Consider the following 22585-nt stretch of genomic DNA (forward strand, 5'->3'; position numbering starts at 1 on the left):
AAACTATCATTCTACTTTAAAATCAATGCCTGTTGCATTGCATTTTTTATCATCTCTCTTTTATCTCGTATTTCAAAAAAAAGCTCAAAAGCAAAAACCCCTTGCCATAAAAGCATATCAAGCCCATCTTTAATTTTTAAATGATACTCTTTACACAATCTATAAAAAGGTGTTTCTCTGCCATAAATTACCTCAAAAGCAAATTTAGCTTTAGGTAAAATTCCATCTAAAAGCTCTCTATCACAAGGTAAATTTTCATCTTTTAATCCAGCAGAAGTTGAATTTACAACCAAATCAAAGTCAAAATCTTGCAAGTTTTTATAAAGATAAGTTGGATAAGCTAAGAAATCTTTAAATCTTTCTTTACTACGATTAGCTATATACACTTCTACGCCTTTTTGTTTTAATGCATAAGCAAGCGCCAAAGCTGTACCTCCAGCACCTAAAATCAAAGCTTTTTTTATATTATCAAAATCCTTAATAGCTTCTAAAAAACCTAAAGCATCAGTATTATAAGCGTAAATTTTATCTTCTTTTAAGCATAAAGTATTTGCAGAGCCAATATTTCTAGCAAAATCATCCTTCACATCAGCAATATCTAAAGCTTTTTCCTTAAAAGGCAAAGTAATATTAGCTCCACTAAGTCCTAATTTAAAAAAATCTTCTCTTAAACAGTTAGCATTTCTTAAATGATAGCGTGTATAAATGCTATCAAGTCCTAAGGCTTTGATAGCATTATTATGCATTCTAGGCGATTTAGAGTGAGAAATAGGATCGCCTATAACTGCTAAAAATTTCATTTTAAAGTAAAAGAAAAAGCATCTTTTGCAATATCCTTACGGATTTTAGCAAGTTCTGCTGCAATATCTGCCTTTTCAAATGGTCCTATTAAAACCTTAGTAATTTCTTTACCTCCAACTGTAGTTTTATAAAGTTTATAATCATAACCTTTTTGTTTTACAGAAGCAAGTTCTTTTGATTTTTGATCCAAATTACTTACTGAGAAAATTTGCACATAAATACCCGATGCTAAACCACTTGGATGTACAGGTTTAGCATCAACATTTTTAAATAAATCATTTGCATTTTGTTCTTTTTTAGGGGTTTGTTTTGCACTTTCTTTTTTTACAGCTGTTTGTTTTTTTGCTTCTTCTTTAGGTTTTGCAGTTTGTTTTACTTCTTGTTTGGGAGCACTTGCTTGCGGAGTAGTATTTTCTGAAGTAGTTGCTGTTGGTTCTGCTGGAACTTCTTGATCAGGCATAGCAAAATTTGTACTATCATTGTTATTTGAACTAGAGGTTGTTGTATTTTGAGTTGTATTTTGTTCATCTTGAAATTGTTTTCTTAATGCCTCAAATTGATCTTCTGCTGAAGTATTATCTGTAATTGGCATACTTTCAAAAGAAGTATCATTGTTATTGTCTTGAGTTGCTATAGGTTCACTTGGTAATACACTTTGATTTTGCGTATTTTCATCACCACTACCATTAATAAGTTTCATAACTATCATGATAGCTAAAAACAAAATAACTAAAGCAATAACTCGTAAAAGAATTTTTTTTACTTTTTCACTTTTATTACTTTTTTCTAAAATAATATCATCAAATTCATTTTTTTGATTTTCCATAATTTGTCCTTTCTTACATGTGCTTAGACCAAGAACTTCCTCGTTCTTTTTGATAAACCTCATAAGGCAATATTAAAATATTAAATTCCCTAGGTACATCCATACTAGGAAACACCTTCCATTCTACTGGCATTTTACTTGCAAACATCATTGAAAGTTTAGATGCTAAAGAATAACCTTCGTTTAACGCCGTGTGTCCTTTGTGAATATAAAGATGTAAATGTCCTGGAGTTTTAGTCTTATAGGCTGTGAAATTTATAAAACCTTCCTCTCTTAAAATAAGTTGTGCACGGTGATAAAATCTTTCAGCATTAAAACCATTATAATCAAAGACAATATTTTCTACTTTATTATCTTTTGTTATTAAATCATGAGCGACAACAATTTTTTTAGCAGCGTGTTCTCTCATGACATTTAAATTTAAAGGAGCATCAACTCTTTCAAATTTATCAAAAAATAAGCGACCTCTATGTGTAGTTTTATTTACAATTTTATCGCGTCTTATATAATAATGATCGCCAATTATTTTAATTAGTGACATATCCATTGGTGAAATCAAAACATAGCCCTTTCATAAATAATAAAATTACTTGCAAGTTTTTTTAATTCTTGTTTAATATTCTCTTGTAATTTTTCATTATTAATATCATCTAAAATATCTGCAATATAATTTGACACAGTTTCCATTTCTTTTTCTTTAAAACCTCTGGCAGTAAGGGCTGGAGTTCCAAGTCTTAATCCACTTGTGATAAAAGGACTTCTAATCTCTCCTGGAACGGTATTTTTATTTGCAGTAATACCTGCATTTCCAAGAGCTAAATCTGCATCTTTTCCACTAAATTCACGATCTAAAAAACTCATTAAAACAAGGTGATTATCTGTTCCATCGCTAACAAGTTTAAATTTTCTATCCATTAAAACATTAGCTAAAACCTGAGCATTGGTTCTTACTTGTTTTGCATAAACTTTCCACTCATCACTAAGATTAAATTTAAATCCTACTGCTTTTGCAGCAATTACATGCATCAAAGGACCACCTTGAATACCTGGAAAAATCGCAGAATTAATTTTTTTAGCAAGCTCTTCATCATTTGTCATAATAATACCACCTCTTGGACCACGCAAAGTTTTATGTGTAGTTGAGCTTACTACATGAGCGTGCGGAAAAGGACTTGGATGTTCGCCTGCTACAACAAGGCCTGCAATATGAGCTATGTCAGCAAAAAGATAAGCACCTATTTCATCGGCAATTTCTCTAAATTTAGCAAAATCAATCACTCTTGCATAAGCACTAGCTCCACAAACTATAAGTTTTGGCTTTTCTTTTTTAGCAATTTCTCTTACTTTTTCATAATCAATTCTTCCATCAAGTTCTACACCGTAAAAACAACTTTCATACATTTTACCTGAAGAACTTACTTTTGCACCATGAGTTAAATGTCCGCCATGACTTAAATCCATTCCTAAAATTTTATCACCTGGATTAATCAAAGCCGCATAAACACCTTGATTAGCTTGAGAACCCGAATTAGGCTGAACATTAGCAAATTTACAATTAAAAAGTTTTTTACATCTTTCAATGGCTAGAGTTTCAATCTCATCAACAAATTCACAACCACCATAATATCTTTTACCCGGATAACCTTCTGCGTATTTATTTGTCAAGACACTTCCCATAACTTCCATTACTTCAGGTAAAGTGAAATTTTCACTCGCTATCATTTCAAGACCTTCACATTGACGCTCTAACTCTTTGTTTGTTAAATCAAAAATTTCTTTATCAAACATTTCCAAACTCATTCTTTCTCCTTTAGTTCTGATTTTAATGGACGCATTGCAGGAAACAATATCACATCTCGAATAGATTTTTTATTTGTCAAAAGCATAACAAGTCTATCTATGCCTATGCCCTGCCCTGCCGTTGGAGGCATTCCATAACCCAAAGCATTTACAAAATCTTCATCCATTTCGCAAGCCTCTTCATCGCCTGCATTTTTAGCTTCAATTTGTTTTAAAAATCTCTCATATTGATCAAGAGGATCATTAAGCTCATTAAAACCATTTGCCAATTCTCTTCCGCAAATAAACAACTCAAATCTCTCAGCAATCTGAGAATCCTCATCGCTACGTCTTGATAAAGGACTTATGGAAATAGGAAAATCAATCACAAAAGTAGGATTGATCAATTTTTCTTCCACATAATTGTCAAAAAGTTCAGCTTGTAAATGTCCAAGTTCAAGCTTTTCATTCGCTTCAAAACCATCTGCTTTTAATTTAGTAAGAATTTTTTCCTTATCTTCGATTAAATCCCTATCTAAATCACCATACTTGCAAAGTGCATCTTTATAGGTTATTCTTTCAAAAGGTTTGGAAAAATCTATCATTTTTCCATCAAATTCTATTGTTTTTCCTAAATTAAGTTTATCCAAAAGTAAAGCAAAAAGTTCTTCAGTTAAATCCATTAAATCTTTATAATTATGATAAGCCCAATAAAATTCTATAGTTGTAAATTCGGGATTATGAGTTAAATCCATACCTTCGTTTCTAAAACAACGATTGATTTCAAAAACCGCCTCAAAACCACCCACTATAAGTCTTTTAAGATAAAGTTCTGGAGCAATTCTTAAAAATCTTTCTACACCTAAAGAATTATGAAAAGTTATAAAAGGCTTAGCGTTTGCTCCACCTGCAATCGGATGCATCATAGGAGTTTCTACTTCTAAAAAGCCTTTATTTTCAAAAAAATGACGAATCAAACTCACTACTTTAGAACGCACTAAAAAATCTTTTCTAACTTCTGCATTCATTATCATATCAACATAACGTTTGCGATATCTTTGCTCAATATCTGTTAATCCATGATATTTTTCAGGTAAAGGAACAATAGCTTTTGTAGCGAGTTTTACTTTGCTTGCATGCAAACTAAACTCACCTGTTTTAGTTACAAAAGGAAAACCTTTAACCAAAACAATATCACCCACCTCTAAATTCTTTTTTAAAATCGTATAAAGTTCTTCACCTACGCTATCTCTACTAAAATAAATTTGTAAATTTGTATCCTCATCTTCAATGTTTGCAAAAATCGATTTCCCAGCTATACGCAAAAGTTTCAAACGTCCTGCAACGACAGCATTGACACTTTCATCTCTTTTTTCAATTTGCTCTAAAATATAAGAAAATTTATCCTTAAAAGTCTTTAAAGACATTTCTTTTTCTAAAAAATGAGGATAAGGATTAATCCCTATTTTTTTTAACTCTTTAGCTTTTTCTATTCTTTGCTGCTCTAAAATATTATCAAACATTTATATTTTTACCTTTGCTTTTTGATTATTACAATCGCCACAAACACCATAAAGCTGCATCAAATGCCCTGTAAGTTTAAAACCATGTTCTTTTGCAATCAAGGCTTGCTGTCTTTCTATAATAGGATTTTCGAACTCTATAATTTTTCCGCAATTTTTACATATCATATGATCATGATGAGGTTTATTGGCAAGCTCATATTTTTTACCTGCTGAACCAAAAGAAATGGAAGTTACCATTTCTGCTTCTTCAAGCAAATTTAAAGTACGATAAACAGTTGCAATTCCTACATTTAAATCAGGTTCAGCTTGTTTGATTTCCATATATAAACTTTCGGGTGTGTAATGAGTATCACTGTGATAAAGGGTTTTTAAAAGCACTTCTCTTTGCTTGGTATATTTAAGTCCGCCTTGTCTTAATATTTTTTTAAATCTCTCAAGTAAAACATCATATTCCACATTTTCTATCAGCATATCACTCCCCTTTTTGAGTATTGTTTAAATCACTTACAATATCTTGCAACTTTTCACTAGCATGATCTAGACTATTTTCTGTTAAAGGTTGATTCATAATAAAAGATCCCGTTTCTTTAAGCAAATTTAAAGTATAGCTATTTTTAGCAAAATTACCTAATTTGTCATTTAAAAAATCGATTCTTACTACACAAAAAACCAAAATTGCAAAAATTAAAAAGATTTTTGCTCCGCCAAATATAAAGCCACCAATACGATCTAAAAAACCTAAGCCACTTAATTTAATCAACTTAGAAAGAAAATTACCCACCAATAAACAAACTATCCAAAAAATAATTAATATGGCTAAAAATCCAGCAAATCCAGCTAAGCTTTGATTTTCTATCTTATAAAAAGCACTTTGTATAAATTCAGCTGCTTGAGTTGCATATTTTGAAGCAATAAAAACACCACCAATAATACCCAAAAGTCCAAAAATTTCTTTTATCAAACCATTGATAATACCCTTAAGCCCTAAAAGCAAGGTAAATCCTAAAATAAAAGCATCAAACCAATAAAAATTCATTTCAATACACTCTCTGATTTTTTGTTTTAAATTTATTCTACAAATAAGCACTAAATGCTAAGTTAATCATTCTATGATTTTAGGAACAACAAAAAAATGTTCTTGTTTTTTTGGAGCACAATCTAAAACCTCATCAATAACATTGCTATTTCTTATCTCATCAATCCTCAAAGGAGCTCCACCTTTTATAGTACTCACAGTAATCTCTTGGGAGTTTAAATCAAGTTCGTTTAATTTTTCAACAAAATTCACAATTTCACTTAACTGTGCAATGGTTTCATTTCTGTTTTTTGTTATTTGCAAAGCACTTAATTTTTCAAGCTTGCTTAATAATTTCTCATCTATTTGCATTTCTTAAACCTTAATAAAAAAGTTAAAATTTTGAAAATTATATCATAAAAAGCTTTAAATTGTTTAGGATATTTTGCAATTTATATGATACAATATCATAATTTTTCTATACAAAAATAAAAATATTTTTTTCAAGGATAAATTTTGGGACTAAAAGATAATTTAAAAGTTGTTAAAAACGAACTTAACACGGAAGAACAATTTATAGAAAATTTTATCAAAGGAGAGAGATTTATACGCAAGTATAAATTTTACATATCTGCTGTTGTTATAATTTTAGTTGCTTGGTTTGCTGGAAATTTTATAATCTCAAAAATAAACGATTATAAAACAAAAGAAGCAAATGAAATTTATGCCAATCTAATACAAGATCCTAGCAATAAAAATCTTTTAGAACAACTTAAAAATAAAAATACCAATCTTTACGCTATCTTTTTGCTAAAAGAAAATATTAATGATTTCAATAATACAACTCTCCAAAATGAACTAAAACAAATTTATAATAATGCTCAAACAAACACTTTACTTAAAAATATTATCGCATTATCTTTAGGAGATAAATCGATATTTTTAAAAAATTATGATAAATTATTAGAAGCTTACAAACTTTTAGAGCAAAATAAAATCGAAGAAGCTAATGTTTTACTTTCTCAGATAAAAGAAAATTCAAGTTTAAACCAAATAGCTAAAAACCTCAAACATTATCAAGGCATTACACAATGAAAAAAATATTTTTAACACTATTTTGTTTAATATTTCTATGTGCTTGTGGCACCAAAAGACAATATTTTGAACCAAAACAAACCGATGGAGATTTAAGTCATAATAGCAATTTAAAAAGTAAAATTGTTGATTGGAATCTAGTTTCTGCAAAACTTAGCAATAATACAGCTATCTTAAAAAATAATATCTCCATAGACAAGTTTAAACTTCCTAAAAATTATATGCTTCTAGCTTATCAAGATGGGGAATATTTTACTGCAGATAATAATGGAAATTTAAAAATTTTTGACAATTCTTATAATGAAATTTATAATTTTCAATTTGACGCTAGTGTTGTAGGAGTAGCTTCTAATGGAGATGATTTAGCCCTTGTACTTGCAAACAATACTATAGTTCTTGCAAATCGTTCTTTGGGTATTAAATTCAGTCAAACCCTAACCTCAGCTCCAGCCCAAGACAGTCGTACCGCTAATCCTATATTTTTAGACAATATCATCGTTTATCCAACACTGGATGGCAAAATTTTAATTCTTTCAAGAAACAATCTTCAAATCATTAAAGATGTGGTTATTTCAGCAGAAAATTTTTTCAACAATGTAATCCATCTAAGTGTAATCGGAGATAAACTTATAGCAACAACAGCTAAAAAAATCATTGTTGTAAGCCCTGCTAGAACTCTTTATCTTGACGCTGACATAAAAGATGTTGCACTTAGCGATGATGGTATTTTTATACTAGAAAAAGATGGCACTATTATTAAAACTGATTATAACTTAAGAAAAATTGCGGAAAAAAAATTTGAATTTGCTATTTTTGTAAAAAGCAATATATACAATAATTATTTATATATTTTTGAAAAAACAGGCTATCTTATCAAAATGAATCTAAATTTAGATAATGCACAAGTATTTAAACTTTCAGAAGCTGTTGATAAAATTTCTTTCATGGGAAATGGTAAATTTTACTACGGAGATAAAATTTTAGATTTGCTATGATAAAAATTTTAGAACAAACAATAAAGGCTTTAAAATTAAATTTAAAGCCCTATGACTTAAGTATGTTGACTAGAAAAAAAAGTTATATTTGTGCTAAAGATCAAAATAACATTCTTTTTATGTATACAGGAAAAACAAAATTTTTAATGAAAGATGCCTTATTTTTAGAAAATCTAGCACAGCAAATTAACATAAATAACAAATATTTTTTTAGCATGGCTTCTCTTTGCTCTAAAGCAAAAAATCATCTAGAAATGAAAGGATTTAATATCTATGCTGCTCTGTGACATTGGGAATTCAAATGCTAATTTCCTAGATGATAATAAATATTTCACTCTTAGTATAGATCAGTTTTTAGAATTTAAAAATGAACAAAAAATTTTTTATATCAATGTCAATGAACATCTCAAAGAACATTTAAAAAATCAAAAAAATTTTATCAATCTTGAACCTTATTTTTTATTTGATACAATTTATCAAGGATTAGGAATCGATCGCATAGCAGCTTGTTATACCATTGAAGATGGGGTTGTTGTAGATGCAGGTAGTGCTATTACAATTGATATTATTTCTAATTCTATACATCTTGGTGGTTTTATCTTGCCAGGTATTACAAATTATAAAAAAATTTATAGCCATATTTCACCACGATTAAAAAGTGAATTTAACACTCAAGTTAGTCTTGATGCATTCCCGCAAAAAACCATGGATGCTTTAAGTTATGGTGTTTTTAAAGGAATTTACCTACTGATAAAAGATGCCGCTCAAAATAAAAAGCTTTATTTCACTGGTGGAGATGGGCAATTTTTAGCAAATTATTTCGATTGCGCAATTTATGATAAACTTTTAATCTTTCGAGGAATGAAAAAGATTATAAAAGAAAATCCCAATTTACTTTATTAAAAATGTTACAAAAATTCTCATTGATATCAAACCTTAATGAAATTTAACTTTTTGTAAAACAAATTCAATTAAACTTCTATTTAGAAAGAAGTTTATTAAAATAAAAAAAGGAAAAACAATGAGCCAACAAGAATTTGATGTGCTTGTCATCGGAGCTGGAATTTCAGGAGCAGCATTATTTTACGAGCTTGCAAGATATACAAATATTAAAAATATTGCTTTGATAGAAAAATATAATACGGCCGCAACATTAAATTCTAAAGGAACGAGTAATTCTCAAACCATTCATTGTGGAGATATTGAAACCAATTATACTTTAGAAAAAGCGCGAAAAGTAAAAAGAACAGCTGATATGATAGTTAAATATGGATTCATGCAAAATGCGCAAAATAATTTCATGTTTTCTCATCAAAAAATGGCCCTAGCTGTTGGAGATATAGAATATGATTATATGAAAAAACGCTATGAAGAATTTAAAGAACTTTATCCTTATATAAAATTTTTCGATAAAGCAAAAATCAAACAAATTGAACCCAAGGTTGTTTTAGGAGAAGATTGCAATCAAGATAGACCTGAAAATATCTGTGCCATGGGTGTTGAAAGCGGCGAGGTTTTTACAACTGTAGATTTTGGGAAAATGAGTATAAATCTAATAGAACAAGCGCAAAAACAAAATAAAAATACTTTTGTTGCCTTTAATCAAGAAATTATTCACATAGAAAAAAAGGATGATATTTTTATATTAAAAACCTCAAATCATCAAGAATACCATGCCAAAAGCGTAGTTGTCAATGCTGGGGCGCACTCTTTATATTTAGCACATAAAATGAACTTAGGTATGGATAAGTCTTGTTGGCCTGTTGCAGGAAGTTTTTATTTAACCAAACAAAAACTTTTAAACGGTAAGGTTTATATGGTGCAAAATCCTAAACTTCCATTTGCAGCTCTTCATGGAGATCCTGATTTACTTGCTGATATGAACACTCGCTTTGGACCTACCGCACTTGTTATTCCAAAACTAGAACGTTATCATGGTCTAAAATCAGTTCCAGAATTTTTTGAAGCGCTAAAACTTGATAAAACTGTTTTAAAAGTAACTTTTAATATGTTTAAAGATGCAACAATTAGAAATTACATCTTTTATAATTATCTTTTTGAACTACCTTTTGTTGATAAAAGCTTATTTGTTAAAGATGCCAAAAAAATAGTCCCAAGTCTTAAAGCAAGCGATATTTATTATGCGAAAGGTTTTGGAGGCGTAAGACCGCAAGTTATTGATAAAACTAAAGGAGAATTAATACTAGGTGAAGCAAGCATCACAGAAACCCCTGGTATTATTTTCAATATGACTCCAAGCCCTGGAGCAACAAGTTGTTTAGGAAATGCTGAAAGAGATGCAAAGCTTGTATGTAATTACCTAGGAATGGAATTTAACGAAGATAAATTTTCTTCAGAATTATTGTAATCATTTTGTTTCTATTTTTAGCTACAATAATTTCAAAAGGAGTTTGCTATGCTTAAAAAAACAAAAATTGTAGCCACAGTAGGTCCAGCAAGTGAAAAGGAAGAAATTCTACGCCAAATGATTATCAATGGTGTAAATGTTTTCCGTTTAAACTTTTCTCATGGAACACATGAGTATCATAAAAAAAACTTAGATACCATAAGAAGAGTAGCTAAAGAATTGCATACTCGTATTGGAATTTTACAAGATATTAGTGGTCCTAAAATTCGTACAGGCGAACTTAAAGAACCATTTGAATTAAAAAAGGGTGATAGAATTGATTTTTATCGTGAAACAATTTTAGGGGAGAAGATTGCTCAAAATCATTATAAAATCAGTATCAATCAAAAATCTATTTTAGATATGTTAAAAATTGATGAATATATTTATCTATATGATGGATCAATTCGTGCTAAAGTAGTAAACATAGATGATCAAAAAATTGAAACCATTATAGAAAATGATGGTTTTTTAAACTCAAATAAAGGTATTAATTTTCCGAATACTAAAATCAATATTGATGTTATTACACAAAAAGATAAAAATGATTTACTTTGGGGTATAAAAAATGAAGTAGATTTTTTAGCAATATCTTTCGTACAAAATGCGCACGATATTGATGAAGTTCGTGAAATTTTAGCACAAAATAACGCAAAAATATCTATTTTTGCAAAAATTGAAAAATTTGATGCAGTAGAAAATATTGATGAGATTATTAAATCTAGCGATGGTATAATGGTTGCAAGAGGAGACTTAGGTATTGAGGTGCCTTATTATAAAGTTCCTAATATCCAAAAAGAAATCATACAAAAAGCAAACAATGCCTCTAAGCCTGTTATTACTGCGACTCAGATGCTTTTTTCATTAGCCAAAAGCAAAACCGCCACAAGAGCTGAAATTTCAGATGTTGCAAATGCTGTTTTAGATGGAACAGATGCAGTAATGCTAAGTGAAGAAAGCGCCGTTGGTATAGATCCTGCAAATGCTGTTGATATAATGTGCCAAACTATAATAGAAACAGAAAAACGCTATCCATATAACAAATTTAATGATTTTAATGATTTAGACAATACAGATAAAATCATGCGTTCTTCAGCTCATCTTGCAACAGATCTTAACTCTGATGCTATTTTTTCTTTAACAAGTAGCGGAAAATCTGCTATTAAGATTGCAAGATATCGTCCAAATATAGAAATCATAGCAGTAGGGCATTCTGAAAAAACCTTAAACTCTTTAAGTATAGTTTGGGGAGTTAATCCTGCGATTTTGGTTAACAAGAGTAATGAACTTACAGAATTATTAAAAGACTCTGTAAGATCAAGTGTTGAAAAAGGTTTTATGGATGAAGACAAATGCTATCTTCTAACTGCAGGCTTTCCAACAGGAGTAGAAGGTACTAGCAATCTTATCCGCATTCTCAATAAAGAGCAAATTGCTTATTATCTACAATAAAACATTAAATTCCTTTGAAAATAAGGAATTTAATGTCCTTATAAATTTTTTAAGTCAAAAGTCGATATAAATTAAAGCCTCACACAAAAGGAGCAAATATGCAAGTGAATACTTTTTCAAATATCGCTAGCATGGCACAAACACAAGTTAGCAATAAGAAGGCAGATGATGCTAAGGAAAACACAAAAGACAAAAATGTTCAAAGTGCTAATTCTAGCAGGGATGTAGATAAAAATACCCTTGAAAAATTAAATGCACTTGGTGGAAAGGGCATTACACAAATTTACCTAGTTCAGTTTCAACAGCAAACAATGAATGCTGTAATAGGTTCGAGCAATGCCCAAACTGGACTAGATAGTCTTTTAAATGGTGCCAATTTAAATACTGCGAAATCTATACTTACAAATATTGATTTTGCATCCTTAGGCTACAGTGGCAAAAATCCACTTGATATGAATACAGATGAACTTCAACAACTTGTAAGTGAAGATGGTTTTTTTGGAGTGGAAAATACAGCCAATCGCATCGCGGATTTTGTTATTAAAGGCGGTGGCGACGATGTTGAAAAATTGAAAAAAGGTCTTGAAGGTATGAAAAAAGGATTTGAGCAAGCAGAAAAAATGTGGGGTGGAGAACTTCCTCAAATCAGTCAAAATACAATAGATGCGGCACTTAAAAAAGTTAGCGATCGCATTGATGAACTAGGCGGAAAAACTCTAGATCTTCAAGCTTAACTAAAAATGCTTAGAAATTTCTAAGCATTTTTAGTTGTTATTAATATCAAAAGTAAAAAATTCACTCTTAAAATTATTAGGTAAAGTTTTATACTGAGATATCGCAGCTTCATAGTTCTTTACTTCTTGATACAACATACCAAGAGCTGCTTTACTCTCTTTGTTATTTTTATCTGTAAGTTTAGAAAGCTGCAAAAGCGCTATAGCTGAATTTGGATTATTTGCACCTACGGCTGCTACGGCTGCTAAAAATAAAGTTTTAGTATCTTTAGCTCCATAATCATCAATCAAAGAATTATAAAGCGCATAAGCCTCCTCGTATTGCTGTGCAAAAATATCCAAATAAGCTAAAGTTTGTAAAATACCCTCATCTTTTGCTCCTGACACATTAATCAACTCTTTAAATTTCTGTCTTTCTAAATTTAAAAGCCCTGCAATATGCATTAAATTAACATAAAATTCCCTAGCTATATTTGGCCCACCAAAAACACTACGATAATCAAGTTTTAAATTTTTAAAATGAATTTGAGCATTTTGAGCATATTCTTTAATATTTAAATTTGAATTTAAAGAATTAAAATACAAAATATTTGTCAAAATATCTTCAGGCAACTCTGAACGCAATTTAGCAATTTTCACATCTACTTGATTATTAAGGTTATTATTTTTAGCAACAATAGCTTCAAAAATCAAACTCAAAGGCGTATCTTTTTTTGCTTCATCTAAATAAGGAAGCATAGAAATATAATTATTATTAACTAAAAATAACATACTTTTTTGCATATTAGCTTTAAAATTAGAATCAGCAGCTATATTATCAAGAATTTCATTGTAAAGTTTAGTTGTATCAATATCAATTAATTTTGCACAAAACATAGCAAAAGCACCTGCTAAGTAATTTTTAGGATTAAGATGATATGAACTTGAAAAATGCTTATAAGCAAGTTCATAATTTTGCATTTGGGCATAAGTTAAAGCCAAATTATAATGTAAAATACTATGTTCTGGATAATCCTTGATAAGTTTTTGAAATTCTTGGTTAGCAAGGCGTAACTTCTGATTTAATGCATAGTTAATAATATTGGCAATTTTTACATTGGTAGATGAAAGAGCCTTGCTTGTATTAAGATAAACTCCCGCATCAGCACTATCATCAACGAAATCTGTAACATTAGCTTTTTTAATATATAAAGCAGCCTGCTTACTATCAAAAACTTGATAAGGCGCAAAATAAAAAAGCAAATCGAATTGATCTTTTTGTTTTTTTAACAAATCTTTTGAAAAAGAATTTTGAGCAACTGCTATATTAAAAAGATCCTTATTTAAACGAACTTGAATTTTATAAGCATCTAAAATCTTATATCTATCTTTATCATTATCATAAGAATTTTGCAAGCGCGCTAACATATCTTGATAATTTCCTGTTTTAATATCAACCAATGTTAAAGCCGCCAAACTTTGATTAAAATCTCTTTCAATTTTCATCGCTGTACTTAAAGCGACTTTAGCTTTAGCATATTCTCCTATTCTAGCGTATAAAAGACCTAAAGATAAACTAGATTCAAAATTGCCTTGAGAATTTAATTGCTGTATAGCCTTGGAATCAAAGTCCATTTTTGCATAAATTTTAGCAGACAAATACTTTGCAACATCAGAATACGGCTCCACATCTGTTCTTTGTAACATTTGTAAAGCCTCAGGGTAATATCCTTTGTAATAATTAATCAAGCTTAAATAATAATCATATAATTTTGATTTTCCTTCTTTTGGAAGATACACTTGAGCTAAATCAATATAATATCTAAATTTTTCCTTATCATTAAGCTTTAAAGCACAAACAGCAGCATTGATAGCAGCTACACTTTGATTTTCTCCATTGGCTATAGCTTTCTTGAAGCTTTCAAAAGCTTCTTGGAATTTATTCTCATTCATTTGAGAAACGCCTAAATTATAATTAGATAAAGATTCGTTATATACGGCAACTTGCTCATAAACTTTTAAAGCCTGTTCAACCTCACCCTTTAAATATAAAGCATTTGCTTTTTGGATCATACCATCAATTCTTTGCATATCATTGTATTTATATGATTCATCAGGCATAACAACAGGTTGTTCTAAAGGCTTAGAAGCTATAATATCTGGTTTAATTTTTCCTTCACTAAAAGTTAAATAAAAAAGTGTAAAAACTAAAATACAAATAATCCCCAAAGATAAACCCACAAGAGACATAAACTTACGATCTTTATACCAAGGCGCAGGCTCTTGACTTTCAACTTCTTCAAAAGTTAATACATCTTCAGGCGCACTTTCTCTTGTAAATTTAAAACCACTATCACTATTTTCTTGAGGTAATTCTTCTGGCAATGATGCAAATTCTTCATCTTCTGGAGCTTGCCCCTCTTGCCCTTTAAATCCCTCTAAACTCTCATCAAGTCTTGGTTGATTTAAGCCATCTTCGGGTTTTTCTAGTATTATATCTTCTTGTTCAGCCATCTATACTCTTTAAAAATATTTTTTCAAAGCATCAGGAATATGAATTTTTCCTTCTTTGTCTTGATAATTTTCCATAATCGCTACCAAGGTTCTTCCTACTGCCAAAGATGAGCCATTAAGAGTGTGAACGAGTTCATTTTTTCCTTGTTCATTTTTATAGCGAATTTTAGCACGTCTTGCTTGAAAATCACGACAATTTGAAACCGAGCTGATCTCACGATATTTATTTTGTCCTGGAAGCCACACTTCAAGATCCACAGTTTTTGCTGCACTAAAACCCAAATCTCCAGTGCAAAGCATCAAATGTCTATGCGCTAAACCTAAAGAACTCAGCAAATCACTTGCACACTCAAGCATTTCATTAAACACGCTATCACTTTGCTCAGGTTTAGTAATACTTACAAGCTCTACTTTTTCAAACTGGTGTTGTCTTATAATACCTCTTGTATCACGCCCTGCACTGCCTGCTTCTTTTCTAAAACAAGCGCTATAACAAGTCATTTTTATCGGTAAAGTTTCACTCGCTAAAATTTCTCCACTATAAAGATTGGTTACTGGAATTTCAGAAGTTGAGATCAAATACAAATCCTCATCATCTACCTTATACATATCTTCTTTAAATTTTGGCAACTGACCTGTCCCAAACATAGTAGCACCATTTACCAAAAAAGGCACATTAACAAATTCAAATCCACGACTTCTATTAAAATCTATCATATAATTTACCAAAGCGCGGCTTAATAAAGCTCCTTCGTTTTTAAGCACACAAAAACGACTTTGTGAAATTTTTACCCCACGCACAAAATCAAGCCAATTTAAACTCTCACCTAATTCAAAATGTTCTTTTGGAGTAAAATCAAAGCTAGGTGGATTTAAAACTTCTTTAAGCTCCACATTTTCATCTTCGTCTTCACCCACAGGCACACATTCATCAGGGATATTTGGGATGGCATGAGCGATTTCTTCAAGCTCATTTTCTAAAGCATTTACTTTAGCGCTTTGCTCATTAATTTTACTTTTATTTTCGCTTAATTTTGCTTTTAAACTTTCTTTATCTTCGGTTGTAGCAAGTTCTTTACTGAATTTATTTTGAAAAGCTTGAAATTCTTCTAAAGCTGTTTTTTCTTTTTTTAAACTTGCAAAAAGTTCAGCAAGTTTTTTTAAGATATTTTCATCAACTTTTTTATTTTTTAACTTTTTAGCCACTTCATCAAAATTATTTTGCAAATTTTTTAAATCTAGCATTTTCTACTCCTTAAAGTCCGATTTTTTCATAAATTTTTTGCATTTTTTCTTGGGCGATTTTTCTTGCTTTTGTCGCACCAAAATCCAAAATTTCTTTCAAATGCGAAGGCTTTTCTAAAAGCTCATTATATTTTTCTCTTGCTTCTTTAAAATAAGCATTTACAAGCTCGTTTAAATACATTTTAAAATGTCCATAACCCTCACCACCTTTTTCATAGCGTATTTGTAATTCTTTTTGCCCTGATTCATCTAAAAAAAGCTTTGCGATTTTAAAAATATTGCAGTTTTCATGATCTTTTGGATCTTCTAAAGCGGTGCTATCTGTAACTATGGAAGAAATTTGTTTTTTTAAGGTTTTTTCACTGCTAAAAATATCTATAGTATTTTGATAAGATTTACTCATTTTTGCCCCATCGGTGCCTACAACTACAGCTACTTCTTCATTAACTTTAGCCTCTGGAAGGGTAAAAATTTCACCCCATTCATTATTAACTTTTAAAGCAATATCACGTGCGATTTCAACATGTTGGATTTGATCTTTTCCCACAGGAACAATTTGTGTATCAAAAAGTAAAATATCAGCTGCCATTAAAACAGGATAAGAAAAAAGTCCGTGTAAAGCACTAAGCCCCTTAGCAACTTTATCCTTATAACTATGCGCACGCTCTAATAAACCCATAGGAGTAAATTGCGATAAAATCCAATAAAGCTCCATAACTTCCTTAACATCACTTTGCAACCAAAAAACGCTCTTTTGTGGATCTATACCAAGGCTTAAAAAAGCCGCAGCAGCTTTTAAGGAATTTTGTTGAATTTTTTCTCCATCTTGAGAAGAAGTCATGGCATGATAATTAGCAATAAACATAAACATTTGGTTTTTTTCTTGCGCATCTACCATTTGTTTAATCGCACCAAAATAATTACCTATATGCAAATCGCCACTTGGCTGAAGGCCTGTTAATACTCTCATTTTATCACCTTTTTAATCTCGCTTAAAAGCTCATCTATATTTTTATTTTCTATATTTAAAATAAAATTTGCCTTTTGTTCATACTTGCTTAAACGCTCATTATATAATTTTTTTGCTTTAATTTCATCATAAAATAAAGGTCTTTTAGAAATTTCATTTTCATCTAAACGCTTTTTTAAATATTCAAAATCTGCTTTTAAATAAATACAAAAACCTGCTTTTTCTAAATTTGAAACATTAACAAAGCCCCCACCTGTAGCAATACAAGTTTTCTCACAAGAACTAAAAAAATCAGCCATTTTTTGCTCTTGTTCTCTAAAAAAATTCTCACCTTTTTGCGCAAAAATTTCACTGACTTTTTGATTAAATTTTTGTTCTATTAAAAAATCACTATCTAAAAAAACAAGATCTAAATCCTTAGCTAAAGCTCTTGCTAAAGTGCTTTTTCCAGAACCCATAAATCCTATAAAAACGATATTTTTAACTTTCATCATTTTCTTTACTGCCCTTTTTACGCGAAGCGATCACTAAAGGCACACCTTCGAAATTAAATTCTTTTCTGATTTGATTTTGCAAATAACGCTTGTAGCTAAAATGCAAGGCCTTAGGACGATTCATAATAAGTGCAATTTTTGGCGGTGCTAAGTCATATTGTACTGCATAATAAATTTTAACCAATTTCCCATAATCATGCGGCAAAGGATGTGCTCTTGTGGCATTTTCTATCAAGGTATTAAGCTTAGAAGTTTGGATTTTTTGAGTAAAATTTTCAAAAATTTGCAAAATTTTATCGAGTAAAACATGCACCCTTTTTCCACTTAAAGCTGATACACTAATCACGGGTGCGTAAGCTAGAAATTTAAAACGATCAAGACGCAATTCTTTTACAGTCTTATCAAAATCCATCTCACTTTTATCCCATTTATTTAAAACAATAATCACACCCAAACAATACTTAGCCACAAGCCCAGCAATGCGTTCATCAAGCTCGTTAAAGCCCTCATGCGCATCTAAAACCAAAAGTGCTATTTGAGAATGAGATAAAATTTTTTCCGTGCGATTTAGTGCAAAGCGTTCTAGTCCTTGAATTTTACCCCTTTTTCTAATACCTGCAGTATCAACAAATTCTATCACTTTATCTTTATGAACTACACTTTCATTAACAGGATCTATAGTAGTTCCTGCGATAGAACTTACAACACTGCGTTCTTGCTTAACCAAAGCATTTAAAAGACTTGATTTTCCAACATTTACACGCCCTACAATACCCACTCTGATATGATTTTGATCAACTTCTTTAAATTGAAATTCTTTTCCTTCTTCATAATGCTCTAAAAAATCTTCTAAATTTTCTTCTTCATCGGGGATTAAAAACTCTTCATGTAAAAATTTTCCAAGCCATTCATAAAGTTCATCTAAGCCTACATTATGAGTTGCTGAAAGATTAAAGATTTCCTTTACGCCAAAATTTGCAAACTCCCAAGCCCTTTCTTCATCTTTTTTATTATCTACTTTATTAATCACTAAGGCTATAGGTTTTCCAAGTTTTTTTAAAGAATAAAAAAACTGTCTATCCTCATCATCAGGCGCTAATTTCCCATCAACTAGATAAAGTATGATATCGCTTTCTTTAGCTACTTTTAAAGTGTTTTTTTTCACATTTTTAAAAAGTTCATCACTTTCATCAAGCCCCCCACTATCAATAAGCATGGCTTTTTTTGAATGAATATGAATTTCTGTTTTATTTGTATCTCTAGTTGTGCCTGAAATATCACTTGTAATAGCTATTCTTTGTCTTGCCATTCTATTAAAAAGACTTGATTTTCCCACATTTGGCTTGCCTATAAGTATGATGCTTTGCATTTTTTTCCTAGAAAATTATATTTTTAAAATTATATAAAATTTGGCTTAATATTAAGCAAAAAAAGACTAGAATTAGCCCAGATTTTAGTCAAGGAAAAAAATGCTAAAAGTAATCAAGCATAATTTAGGAATTTATTTCATGATTTTAGCATGTTTGGATTTTGCACTTATGGGAGCTTGTGCAAAAATTCTTAGCAAGGAAATGAGTTCTATAGAAATTATGTTTTTTAGAAATATCATAGGAATTTTTTTCATAGTCTATCTTTTAAAACGATCTAAGGCACATAAAGAAGGGGGGCATTTTTGGCTCTTGATATTTCGTGGAGTAGTAGGCACGCTTTCACTATATATGTTTTTCTATAATGTTTCAAATATTACACTAGGTGGAGCTTTTGCTTTTCAAAAAACCGCTCCTATTTTTATTACTTTAATAGCTTTTGTTGTTTTTAAAGAAAATATTGGCATCAAAGGCTGGATAGGAATTTTAATAGCATTTGGTGGAGTACTTTTAATCGCTCAGCCTTGGACTCACAATTTAAATCATTCAGGCTTTGATTTAAAAAATTCAGTTATAGGTATCACGAGTGGATTTTTAGCCGCTTTAGCTCTTACAAGTGTAAGAGAACTTAGAAAATCTTACACTACAGAACAAATTGCCTTTTCTTTTATCCTTTTAGGAACCTTAATGCCTTTAATTTCTATGATCAGTGCTGAATTTTTTGAACCACAGCATCTTGATTCTTTGCATTTAGATTTCATTCTAGCACCTTTTGTGATGCCAAGTCTTACAGCTTGGCTTATCATTGCCATTATGGGAACTTTAGGTACCATTTATCAAATTCATGTCACCAAAGCTTATGGTATCGCTAAACAAGCAGGAGTGGTTGCTGGGGTTAGTTATCTTGATGTAGTATTTAGTATGATAGTTGGGATAATTTTAGGAGATAATTTACCAAGTACTATGGTTTTTTTAGGTATAATAGGCATTATTTTTGGTGGATTAATTTTAGTTAAGAACAAAGGAAAAAAATGAAAAAAATGATACTCATTGCTGGTCCTTGTGTGATAGAAAGCAAAGATTTGATTTTTAAAGTTGCTGAACAATTAAAAAATTTTAATGAAAATCCAAATATAGAATTTTATTTCAAATCAAGCTTTGACAAGGCCAATCGCACAAGTATTAATTCTTTTCGAGGTCCTGGTCTTGAAGAAGGATTAAAAATTTTACAAAGCGTAAAAGATGAATTTGGTATGAAAATCTTAACCGATATACATGAAAGCAATCAAGCAAACCCTGCAAGTGAAGTAGCTGATGTCTTGCAAATTCCTGCTTTTTTATGTCGCCAAACCGATTTACTTATAGCCGCAGCAAAAACTAAGGCAAAAGTTAATATCAAAAAAGGACAATTTTTAAACCCAAGCGATATCAAATACAGCGTTAAAAAAGTTCTACAAACCCGTGGTATAGAAGATGAAGGCTATGAATCTGCTCAAAAAAATGGTGTTTTTGTGGCTGAAAGAGGAGCTAGCTTTGGCTATGGAAATTTAGTAGTAGATATGCGTTCTTTAGTTATCATGCGTGAATTTGCTCCAGTTATTTTTGATGCTACCCATAGTGTACAAATGCCAGGTGCTGCAGGTGGAAGTAGCGGAGGGAAAAGCGAATTTGTAGAACCTTTAGCAAGAGCGGCAGCAGCCGTAGGCATAGATGGCTTTTTCTTTGAAACACATATTAATCCTTGCGAGGCTTTATGCGATGGACCTAATATGCTTAATCTTACACGCCTTAAAAATTGCGTTAATACATTACTAGAAATACAAAATATCATATAAGGAAAACAAATGAATATTATTGAAGGAAAATTAAATTTAGACTCAAAAACAAAAATTGCTATCATTAATGCAAGATTTAATCATATTATCACAGATCGTCTTGTAGAAGGAGCAAAAGATGCTTTTTTAAGACACGGAGGCAAAGAGGAAAATCTAAGCCTTATACTTGTTCCTGGTGCTTTTGAACTTCCGTATGCGTTAAAAAAAGCTATAGAAAGCAAAAAATTTGATGCAATTTGTTGCGTAGGCGCAGTAATTCGTGGCTCAACTCCGCATTTTGACTATGTTTCAGCAGAAACTACCAAAGGCATAGCCAATGTGAGTTTAAATCATAATATCCCTGTAAGCTTTGGTGTTTTAACTACAGACACAATAGAACAAGCCGTAGAAAGAGCTGGAAGCAAGGCAGGCAATAAAGGCTTTGAAGCTATGACAACTGTAATTGAGATGTTAAATTTAAGCAAGGAGCTTTAATGGCAACGCGTCATCAAGTTCGCCAAAGCGTCATCTCCTTACTTTATGCTTTTGAATTAAATTCTCAAAACAACGTTTTTGTAGATGAAATTTTAGATGAAAAAAAAATACGCAATGAACAAAAAAATTTTACTTTAAATTTATATCATGGAATTTTAGATAATTTAAACAATATTGATGAAACCTTAAATTCATTTCTAAATGATAATCAAATTACAGCTTTAGGACATGTAGAAAGAGCTATACTAAGACTTGGAGCTTATGAGTTACTTTTTACCGATACTCCTAGTGCCATTGTTATCAATGAGGCTATAGAACTTGCCAAAGAACTTGCTAATGACAATTCTCCAAAATTTATAAATGGAGTTTTAGATGCCTTGATAAAGGCTAAAAAATGAAGCTTTGTGTCGCGCTTGATCTTTCTACAAAAGAGGAATGCTTACAACTTGCTAAAGAATTAAAAAATTTAGACATATGGTTAAAAGTAGGTTTAAGAGCATATTTAAGAGATGGTTTTAATTTCATAGAAGAACTTAAAAAAGTTGATGATTTTAAAATATTTCTTGATCTTAAAATTTATGATATTCCCAACACTATGGCAGATGCTTGCGAAGAAATATCAAAACTTGGTGTTGATATGATCAATATCCATGCAAGTGCTGGAAAAATAGCCATGCAAGAAGTTATGACACGGCTTAGCAAATTTTCAAAAAGACCTTTAGTTTTAGCAGTTTCTACTCTTACGAGTTTTGATGAAGAAAATTTCTTTAGTATTTATAGACAAAAAATCGAAGAAGCTGTAATTAATTTTTCAAAAATATCCTATGAAAATGGACTTGATGGTATGGTATGCTCTGTTTTTGAAAGTAAAATCATCAAAGAACACACTCAAAGAAATTTCCTAACTCTCACTCCAGGAATTCGTCCATTTGGAGAGAAAAATGATGATCAAAAACGCGTCGCTAATTTAACAATGGCTAGAGAAAATTTAAGCGATTTTATTGTAGTTGGACGCCCTGTTTATAAAGATAATAACCCTAGAAAAATTTGCGAAAAAATTCTACAAGAAATTTAATA

24 protein-coding genes and 1 pseudogene are annotated in these 22585 nt (G+C 30.6%); 12 read left to right on the forward strand and 13 right to left on the reverse strand.

Translation table 11 applies throughout. The features are described from left to right. Nucleotides 1-11: 11 nt before the first annotated feature. The 8 genes from AJ887_RS08290 to gatC form a co-directional block, all read right to left on the reverse strand. Entirely contained in the window at nucleotides 12-800 is a 789-nt protein-coding gene (locus AJ887_RS08290; protein ID WP_002854447.1) for a shikimate dehydrogenase, read from the reverse strand. Then, complete coding sequence (locus tag AJ887_RS08295; RefSeq protein WP_002861155.1) at nucleotides 797-1627, reverse strand: SPOR domain-containing protein; 831 nt, start codon at nucleotides 1625-1627, stop codon at nucleotides 797-799. The genes AJ887_RS08290 and AJ887_RS08295 overlap by 4 nt, the downstream gene beginning before the upstream one ends. 13 nt (nucleotides 1628-1640) lie before the next feature. Then, complete coding sequence (locus AJ887_RS08300; protein ID WP_002870803.1) at nucleotides 1641-2186, reverse strand: DUF1882 domain-containing protein; 546 nt, start codon at nucleotides 2184-2186, stop codon at nucleotides 1641-1643. Next, nucleotides 2183-3427, reverse strand: coding sequence for a serine hydroxymethyltransferase (locus AJ887_RS08305; protein ID WP_044778523.1), 1245 nt, complete (start codon nucleotides 3425-3427; stop codon nucleotides 2183-2185). The genes AJ887_RS08300 and AJ887_RS08305 overlap by 4 nt, the downstream gene beginning before the upstream one ends. Then, nucleotides 3424-4929 carry a lysine--tRNA ligase gene (lysS, locus tag AJ887_RS08310; RefSeq protein ID WP_070240041.1) on the reverse strand — a complete coding sequence of 502 codons (1506 nt, stop codon included), beginning with the start codon at nucleotides 4927-4929 and terminating at the stop codon, nucleotides 3424-3426. The genes AJ887_RS08305 and lysS overlap by 4 nt, the downstream gene beginning before the upstream one ends. Next, complete coding sequence (locus AJ887_RS08315; protein ID WP_002854230.1) at nucleotides 4930-5403, reverse strand: Fur family transcriptional regulator; 474 nt, start codon at nucleotides 5401-5403, stop codon at nucleotides 4930-4932. 1 nt (nucleotide 5404) lies between these two features. Beyond that, on the reverse strand, nucleotides 5405-5968 hold the full coding sequence (locus AJ887_RS08320) for a CvpA family protein (protein WP_070240069.1): 564 nt from the start codon (nucleotides 5966-5968) through the stop codon (nucleotides 5405-5407). A gap of 66 nt (nucleotides 5969-6034) precedes the next feature. Continuing rightward, entirely contained in the window at nucleotides 6035-6319 is a 285-nt protein-coding gene (gatC, locus tag AJ887_RS08325; protein ID WP_044780450.1) for an Asp-tRNA(Asn)/Glu-tRNA(Gln) amidotransferase subunit GatC, read from the reverse strand. 144 nt (nucleotides 6320-6463) lie between these two features. Between gatC and AJ887_RS08330 the strand changes: the two genes are divergently transcribed. The 7 genes from AJ887_RS08330 to AJ887_RS08360 all read left to right on the forward strand — a co-directional run bounded on the left by AJ887_RS08330 (nucleotide 6464) and on the right by AJ887_RS08360 (nucleotide 12630). Continuing rightward, entirely contained in the window at nucleotides 6464-7042 is a 579-nt protein-coding gene (locus AJ887_RS08330) for a hypothetical protein (RefSeq protein ID WP_002870798.1), read from the forward strand. Further along, nucleotides 7039-8037, forward strand: coding sequence for a hypothetical protein (locus AJ887_RS08335; RefSeq protein WP_044778522.1), 999 nt, complete (start codon nucleotides 7039-7041; stop codon nucleotides 8035-8037). Before AJ887_RS08330 ends, AJ887_RS08335 begins: the two co-directional genes overlap by 4 nt. Further along, nucleotides 8034-8324: a hypothetical protein gene (locus AJ887_RS08340; RefSeq protein ID WP_002854689.1), complete on the forward strand. Its 291-nt coding sequence runs from the start codon at nucleotides 8034-8036 to the stop codon at nucleotides 8322-8324. The genes AJ887_RS08335 and AJ887_RS08340 overlap by 4 nt, the downstream gene beginning before the upstream one ends. Beyond that, nucleotides 8311-8940 (forward strand): type III pantothenate kinase, encoded by a 630-nt coding sequence (locus AJ887_RS08345; RefSeq protein WP_070240039.1) that lies wholly within the window; start codon nucleotides 8311-8313, stop codon nucleotides 8938-8940. Before AJ887_RS08340 ends, AJ887_RS08345 begins: the two co-directional genes overlap by 14 nt. A 118-nt stretch (nucleotides 8941-9058) precedes the next feature. Next, nucleotides 9059-10405 (forward strand): FAD-dependent oxidoreductase, encoded by a 1347-nt coding sequence (locus AJ887_RS08350; RefSeq protein ID WP_070240038.1) that lies wholly within the window; start codon nucleotides 9059-9061, stop codon nucleotides 10403-10405. Between the two features lie 48 nt (nucleotides 10406-10453). After that, entirely contained in the window at nucleotides 10454-11896 is a 1443-nt protein-coding gene (pyk, locus tag AJ887_RS08355) for a pyruvate kinase (protein ID WP_044780448.1), read from the forward strand. Nucleotides 11897-11994: 98 nt separating this feature from the next. Next, nucleotides 11995-12630 (forward strand): hypothetical protein, encoded by a 636-nt coding sequence (locus AJ887_RS08360; protein WP_070240036.1) that lies wholly within the window; start codon nucleotides 11995-11997, stop codon nucleotides 12628-12630. 30 nt (nucleotides 12631-12660) lie between these two features. Here the strand turns inward: AJ887_RS08360 and pflB are convergent, their stop codons facing one another. Genes pflB through der form a run of 5 tightly spaced genes read right to left on the reverse strand, consistent with a single transcriptional unit; the run spans nucleotide 12661 to nucleotide 19201 of the window. Continuing rightward, complete coding sequence (gene pflB, locus AJ887_RS08365) at nucleotides 12661-15123, reverse strand: motility protein PflB (protein ID WP_070285080.1); 2463 nt, start codon at nucleotides 15121-15123, stop codon at nucleotides 12661-12663. Between the two features lie 9 nt (nucleotides 15124-15132). Continuing rightward, nucleotides 15133-16368: a serine--tRNA ligase gene (serS, locus tag AJ887_RS08370; RefSeq protein ID WP_002861147.1), complete on the reverse strand. Its 1236-nt coding sequence runs from the start codon at nucleotides 16366-16368 to the stop codon at nucleotides 15133-15135. Nucleotides 16369-16378: 10 nt separating this feature from the next. Beyond that, on the reverse strand, nucleotides 16379-17338 hold the full coding sequence (gene trpS / locus AJ887_RS08375; RefSeq protein WP_070240032.1) for a tryptophan--tRNA ligase: 960 nt from the start codon (nucleotides 17336-17338) through the stop codon (nucleotides 16379-16381). Continuing rightward, on the reverse strand, nucleotides 17335-17832 hold the full coding sequence (locus AJ887_RS08380; protein WP_079860877.1) for a shikimate kinase: 498 nt from the start codon (nucleotides 17830-17832) through the stop codon (nucleotides 17335-17337). Before AJ887_RS08380 ends, trpS begins: the two co-directional genes overlap by 4 nt. Beyond that, complete coding sequence (gene der / locus AJ887_RS08385) at nucleotides 17819-19201, reverse strand: ribosome biogenesis GTPase Der (protein ID WP_070285082.1); 1383 nt, start codon at nucleotides 19199-19201, stop codon at nucleotides 17819-17821. The genes AJ887_RS08380 and der overlap by 14 nt, the downstream gene beginning before the upstream one ends. A gap of 100 nt (nucleotides 19202-19301) precedes the next feature. On the opposite strand from der, the gene AJ887_RS08390 reads away from it, so the two are divergent. The 5 genes and pseudogenes from AJ887_RS08390 to pyrF form a co-directional block, all read left to right on the forward strand. Then, nucleotides 19302-20234, forward strand: coding sequence for a DMT family transporter (locus AJ887_RS08390; RefSeq protein WP_070240026.1), 933 nt, complete (start codon nucleotides 19302-19304; stop codon nucleotides 20232-20234). Continuing rightward, nucleotides 20231-21034, forward strand: coding sequence for a 3-deoxy-8-phosphooctulonate synthase (gene kdsA, locus AJ887_RS08395; protein WP_070240024.1), 804 nt, complete (start codon nucleotides 20231-20233; stop codon nucleotides 21032-21034). Before AJ887_RS08390 ends, kdsA begins: the two co-directional genes overlap by 4 nt. A 9-nt stretch (nucleotides 21035-21043) precedes the next feature. Next, nucleotides 21044-21508 carry a 6,7-dimethyl-8-ribityllumazine synthase gene (gene ribE, locus AJ887_RS08400; protein WP_070240022.1) on the forward strand — a complete coding sequence of 155 codons (465 nt, stop codon included), beginning with the start codon at nucleotides 21044-21046 and terminating at the stop codon, nucleotides 21506-21508. Next, nucleotides 21508-21906, forward strand: coding sequence for a transcription antitermination factor NusB (gene nusB, locus AJ887_RS08405; RefSeq protein ID WP_002854405.1), 399 nt, complete (start codon nucleotides 21508-21510; stop codon nucleotides 21904-21906). Before ribE ends, nusB begins: the two co-directional genes overlap by 1 nt. After that, a pseudogene (gene pyrF, locus AJ887_RS08410) lies at nucleotides 21903-22580 on the forward strand (orotidine-5'-phosphate decarboxylase); the annotation flags it as partial. The gene nusB and the pseudogene pyrF, both read left to right, overlap by 4 nt. Between the last annotated feature and the right edge of the window lie 5 nt (nucleotides 22581-22585).

The sequence above is a fragment of the Campylobacter sp. BCW_6466 genome (assembly GCF_001762835.1).
Taxonomy (GTDB): domain Bacteria; phylum Campylobacterota; class Campylobacteria; order Campylobacterales; family Campylobacteraceae; genus Campylobacter_D; species Campylobacter_D jejuni.

Bases quoted from the DNA above. Each gene is read 5' to 3' on its own strand.
- AJ887_RS08290 (WP_002854447.1), bottom strand. From the start codon at position 800: ATGAAATTTTTAGCAGTTATAGGCGATCCTATTTCTCACTCTAAATCG.
- AJ887_RS08295 (WP_002861155.1), bottom strand. From the start codon at position 1,627: ATGGAAAATCAAAAAAATGAATTTGATGATATTATTTTAGAAAAAAGT.
- AJ887_RS08305 (WP_044778523.1), bottom strand. From the start codon at position 3,427: ATGAGTTTGGAAATGTTTGATAAAGAAATTTTTGATTTAACAAACAAA.
- lysS (WP_070240041.1), bottom strand. From the start codon at position 4,929: ATGTTTGATAATATTTTAGAGCAGCAAAGAATAGAAAAAGCTAAAGAG.
- AJ887_RS08315 (WP_002854230.1), bottom strand. From the start codon at position 5,403: ATGCTGATAGAAAATGTGGAATATGATGTTTTACTTGAGAGATTTAAA.
- AJ887_RS08320 (WP_070240069.1), bottom strand. From the start codon at position 5,968: ATGAATTTTTATTGGTTTGATGCTTTTATTTTAGGATTTACCTTGCTT.
- gatC (WP_044780450.1), bottom strand. From the start codon at position 6,319: ATGCAAATAGATGAGAAATTATTAAGCAAGCTTGAAAAATTAAGTGCT.
- AJ887_RS08335 (WP_044778522.1), top strand. From the start codon at position 7,039: ATGAAAAAAATATTTTTAACACTATTTTGTTTAATATTTCTATGTGCT.
- AJ887_RS08340 (WP_002854689.1), top strand. From the start codon at position 8,034: ATGATAAAAATTTTAGAACAAACAATAAAGGCTTTAAAATTAAATTTA.
- AJ887_RS08345 (WP_070240039.1), top strand. From the start codon at position 8,311: ATGCTGCTCTGTGACATTGGGAATTCAAATGCTAATTTCCTAGATGAT.
- AJ887_RS08350 (WP_070240038.1), top strand. From the start codon at position 9,059: ATGAGCCAACAAGAATTTGATGTGCTTGTCATCGGAGCTGGAATTTCA.
- pyk (WP_044780448.1), top strand. From the start codon at position 10,454: ATGCTTAAAAAAACAAAAATTGTAGCCACAGTAGGTCCAGCAAGTGAA.
- AJ887_RS08360 (WP_070240036.1), top strand. From the start codon at position 11,995: ATGCAAGTGAATACTTTTTCAAATATCGCTAGCATGGCACAAACACAA.
- pflB (WP_070285080.1), bottom strand. From the start codon at position 15,123: ATGGCTGAACAAGAAGATATAATACTAGAAAAACCCGAAGATGGCTTA.
- serS (WP_002861147.1), bottom strand. From the start codon at position 16,368: ATGCTAGATTTAAAAAATTTGCAAAATAATTTTGATGAAGTGGCTAAA.
- trpS (WP_070240032.1), bottom strand. From the start codon at position 17,338: ATGAGAGTATTAACAGGCCTTCAGCCAAGTGGCGATTTGCATATAGGT.
- AJ887_RS08380 (WP_079860877.1), bottom strand. From the start codon at position 17,832: ATGATGAAAGTTAAAAATATCGTTTTTATAGGATTTATGGGTTCTGGA.
- der (WP_070285082.1), bottom strand. From the start codon at position 19,201: ATGCAAAGCATCATACTTATAGGCAAGCCAAATGTGGGAAAATCAAGT.
- AJ887_RS08390 (WP_070240026.1), top strand. From the start codon at position 19,302: ATGCTAAAAGTAATCAAGCATAATTTAGGAATTTATTTCATGATTTTA.
- kdsA (WP_070240024.1), top strand. From the start codon at position 20,231: ATGAAAAAAATGATACTCATTGCTGGTCCTTGTGTGATAGAAAGCAAA.
- ribE (WP_070240022.1), top strand. From the start codon at position 21,044: ATGAATATTATTGAAGGAAAATTAAATTTAGACTCAAAAACAAAAATT.
- nusB (WP_002854405.1), top strand. From the start codon at position 21,508: ATGGCAACGCGTCATCAAGTTCGCCAAAGCGTCATCTCCTTACTTTAT.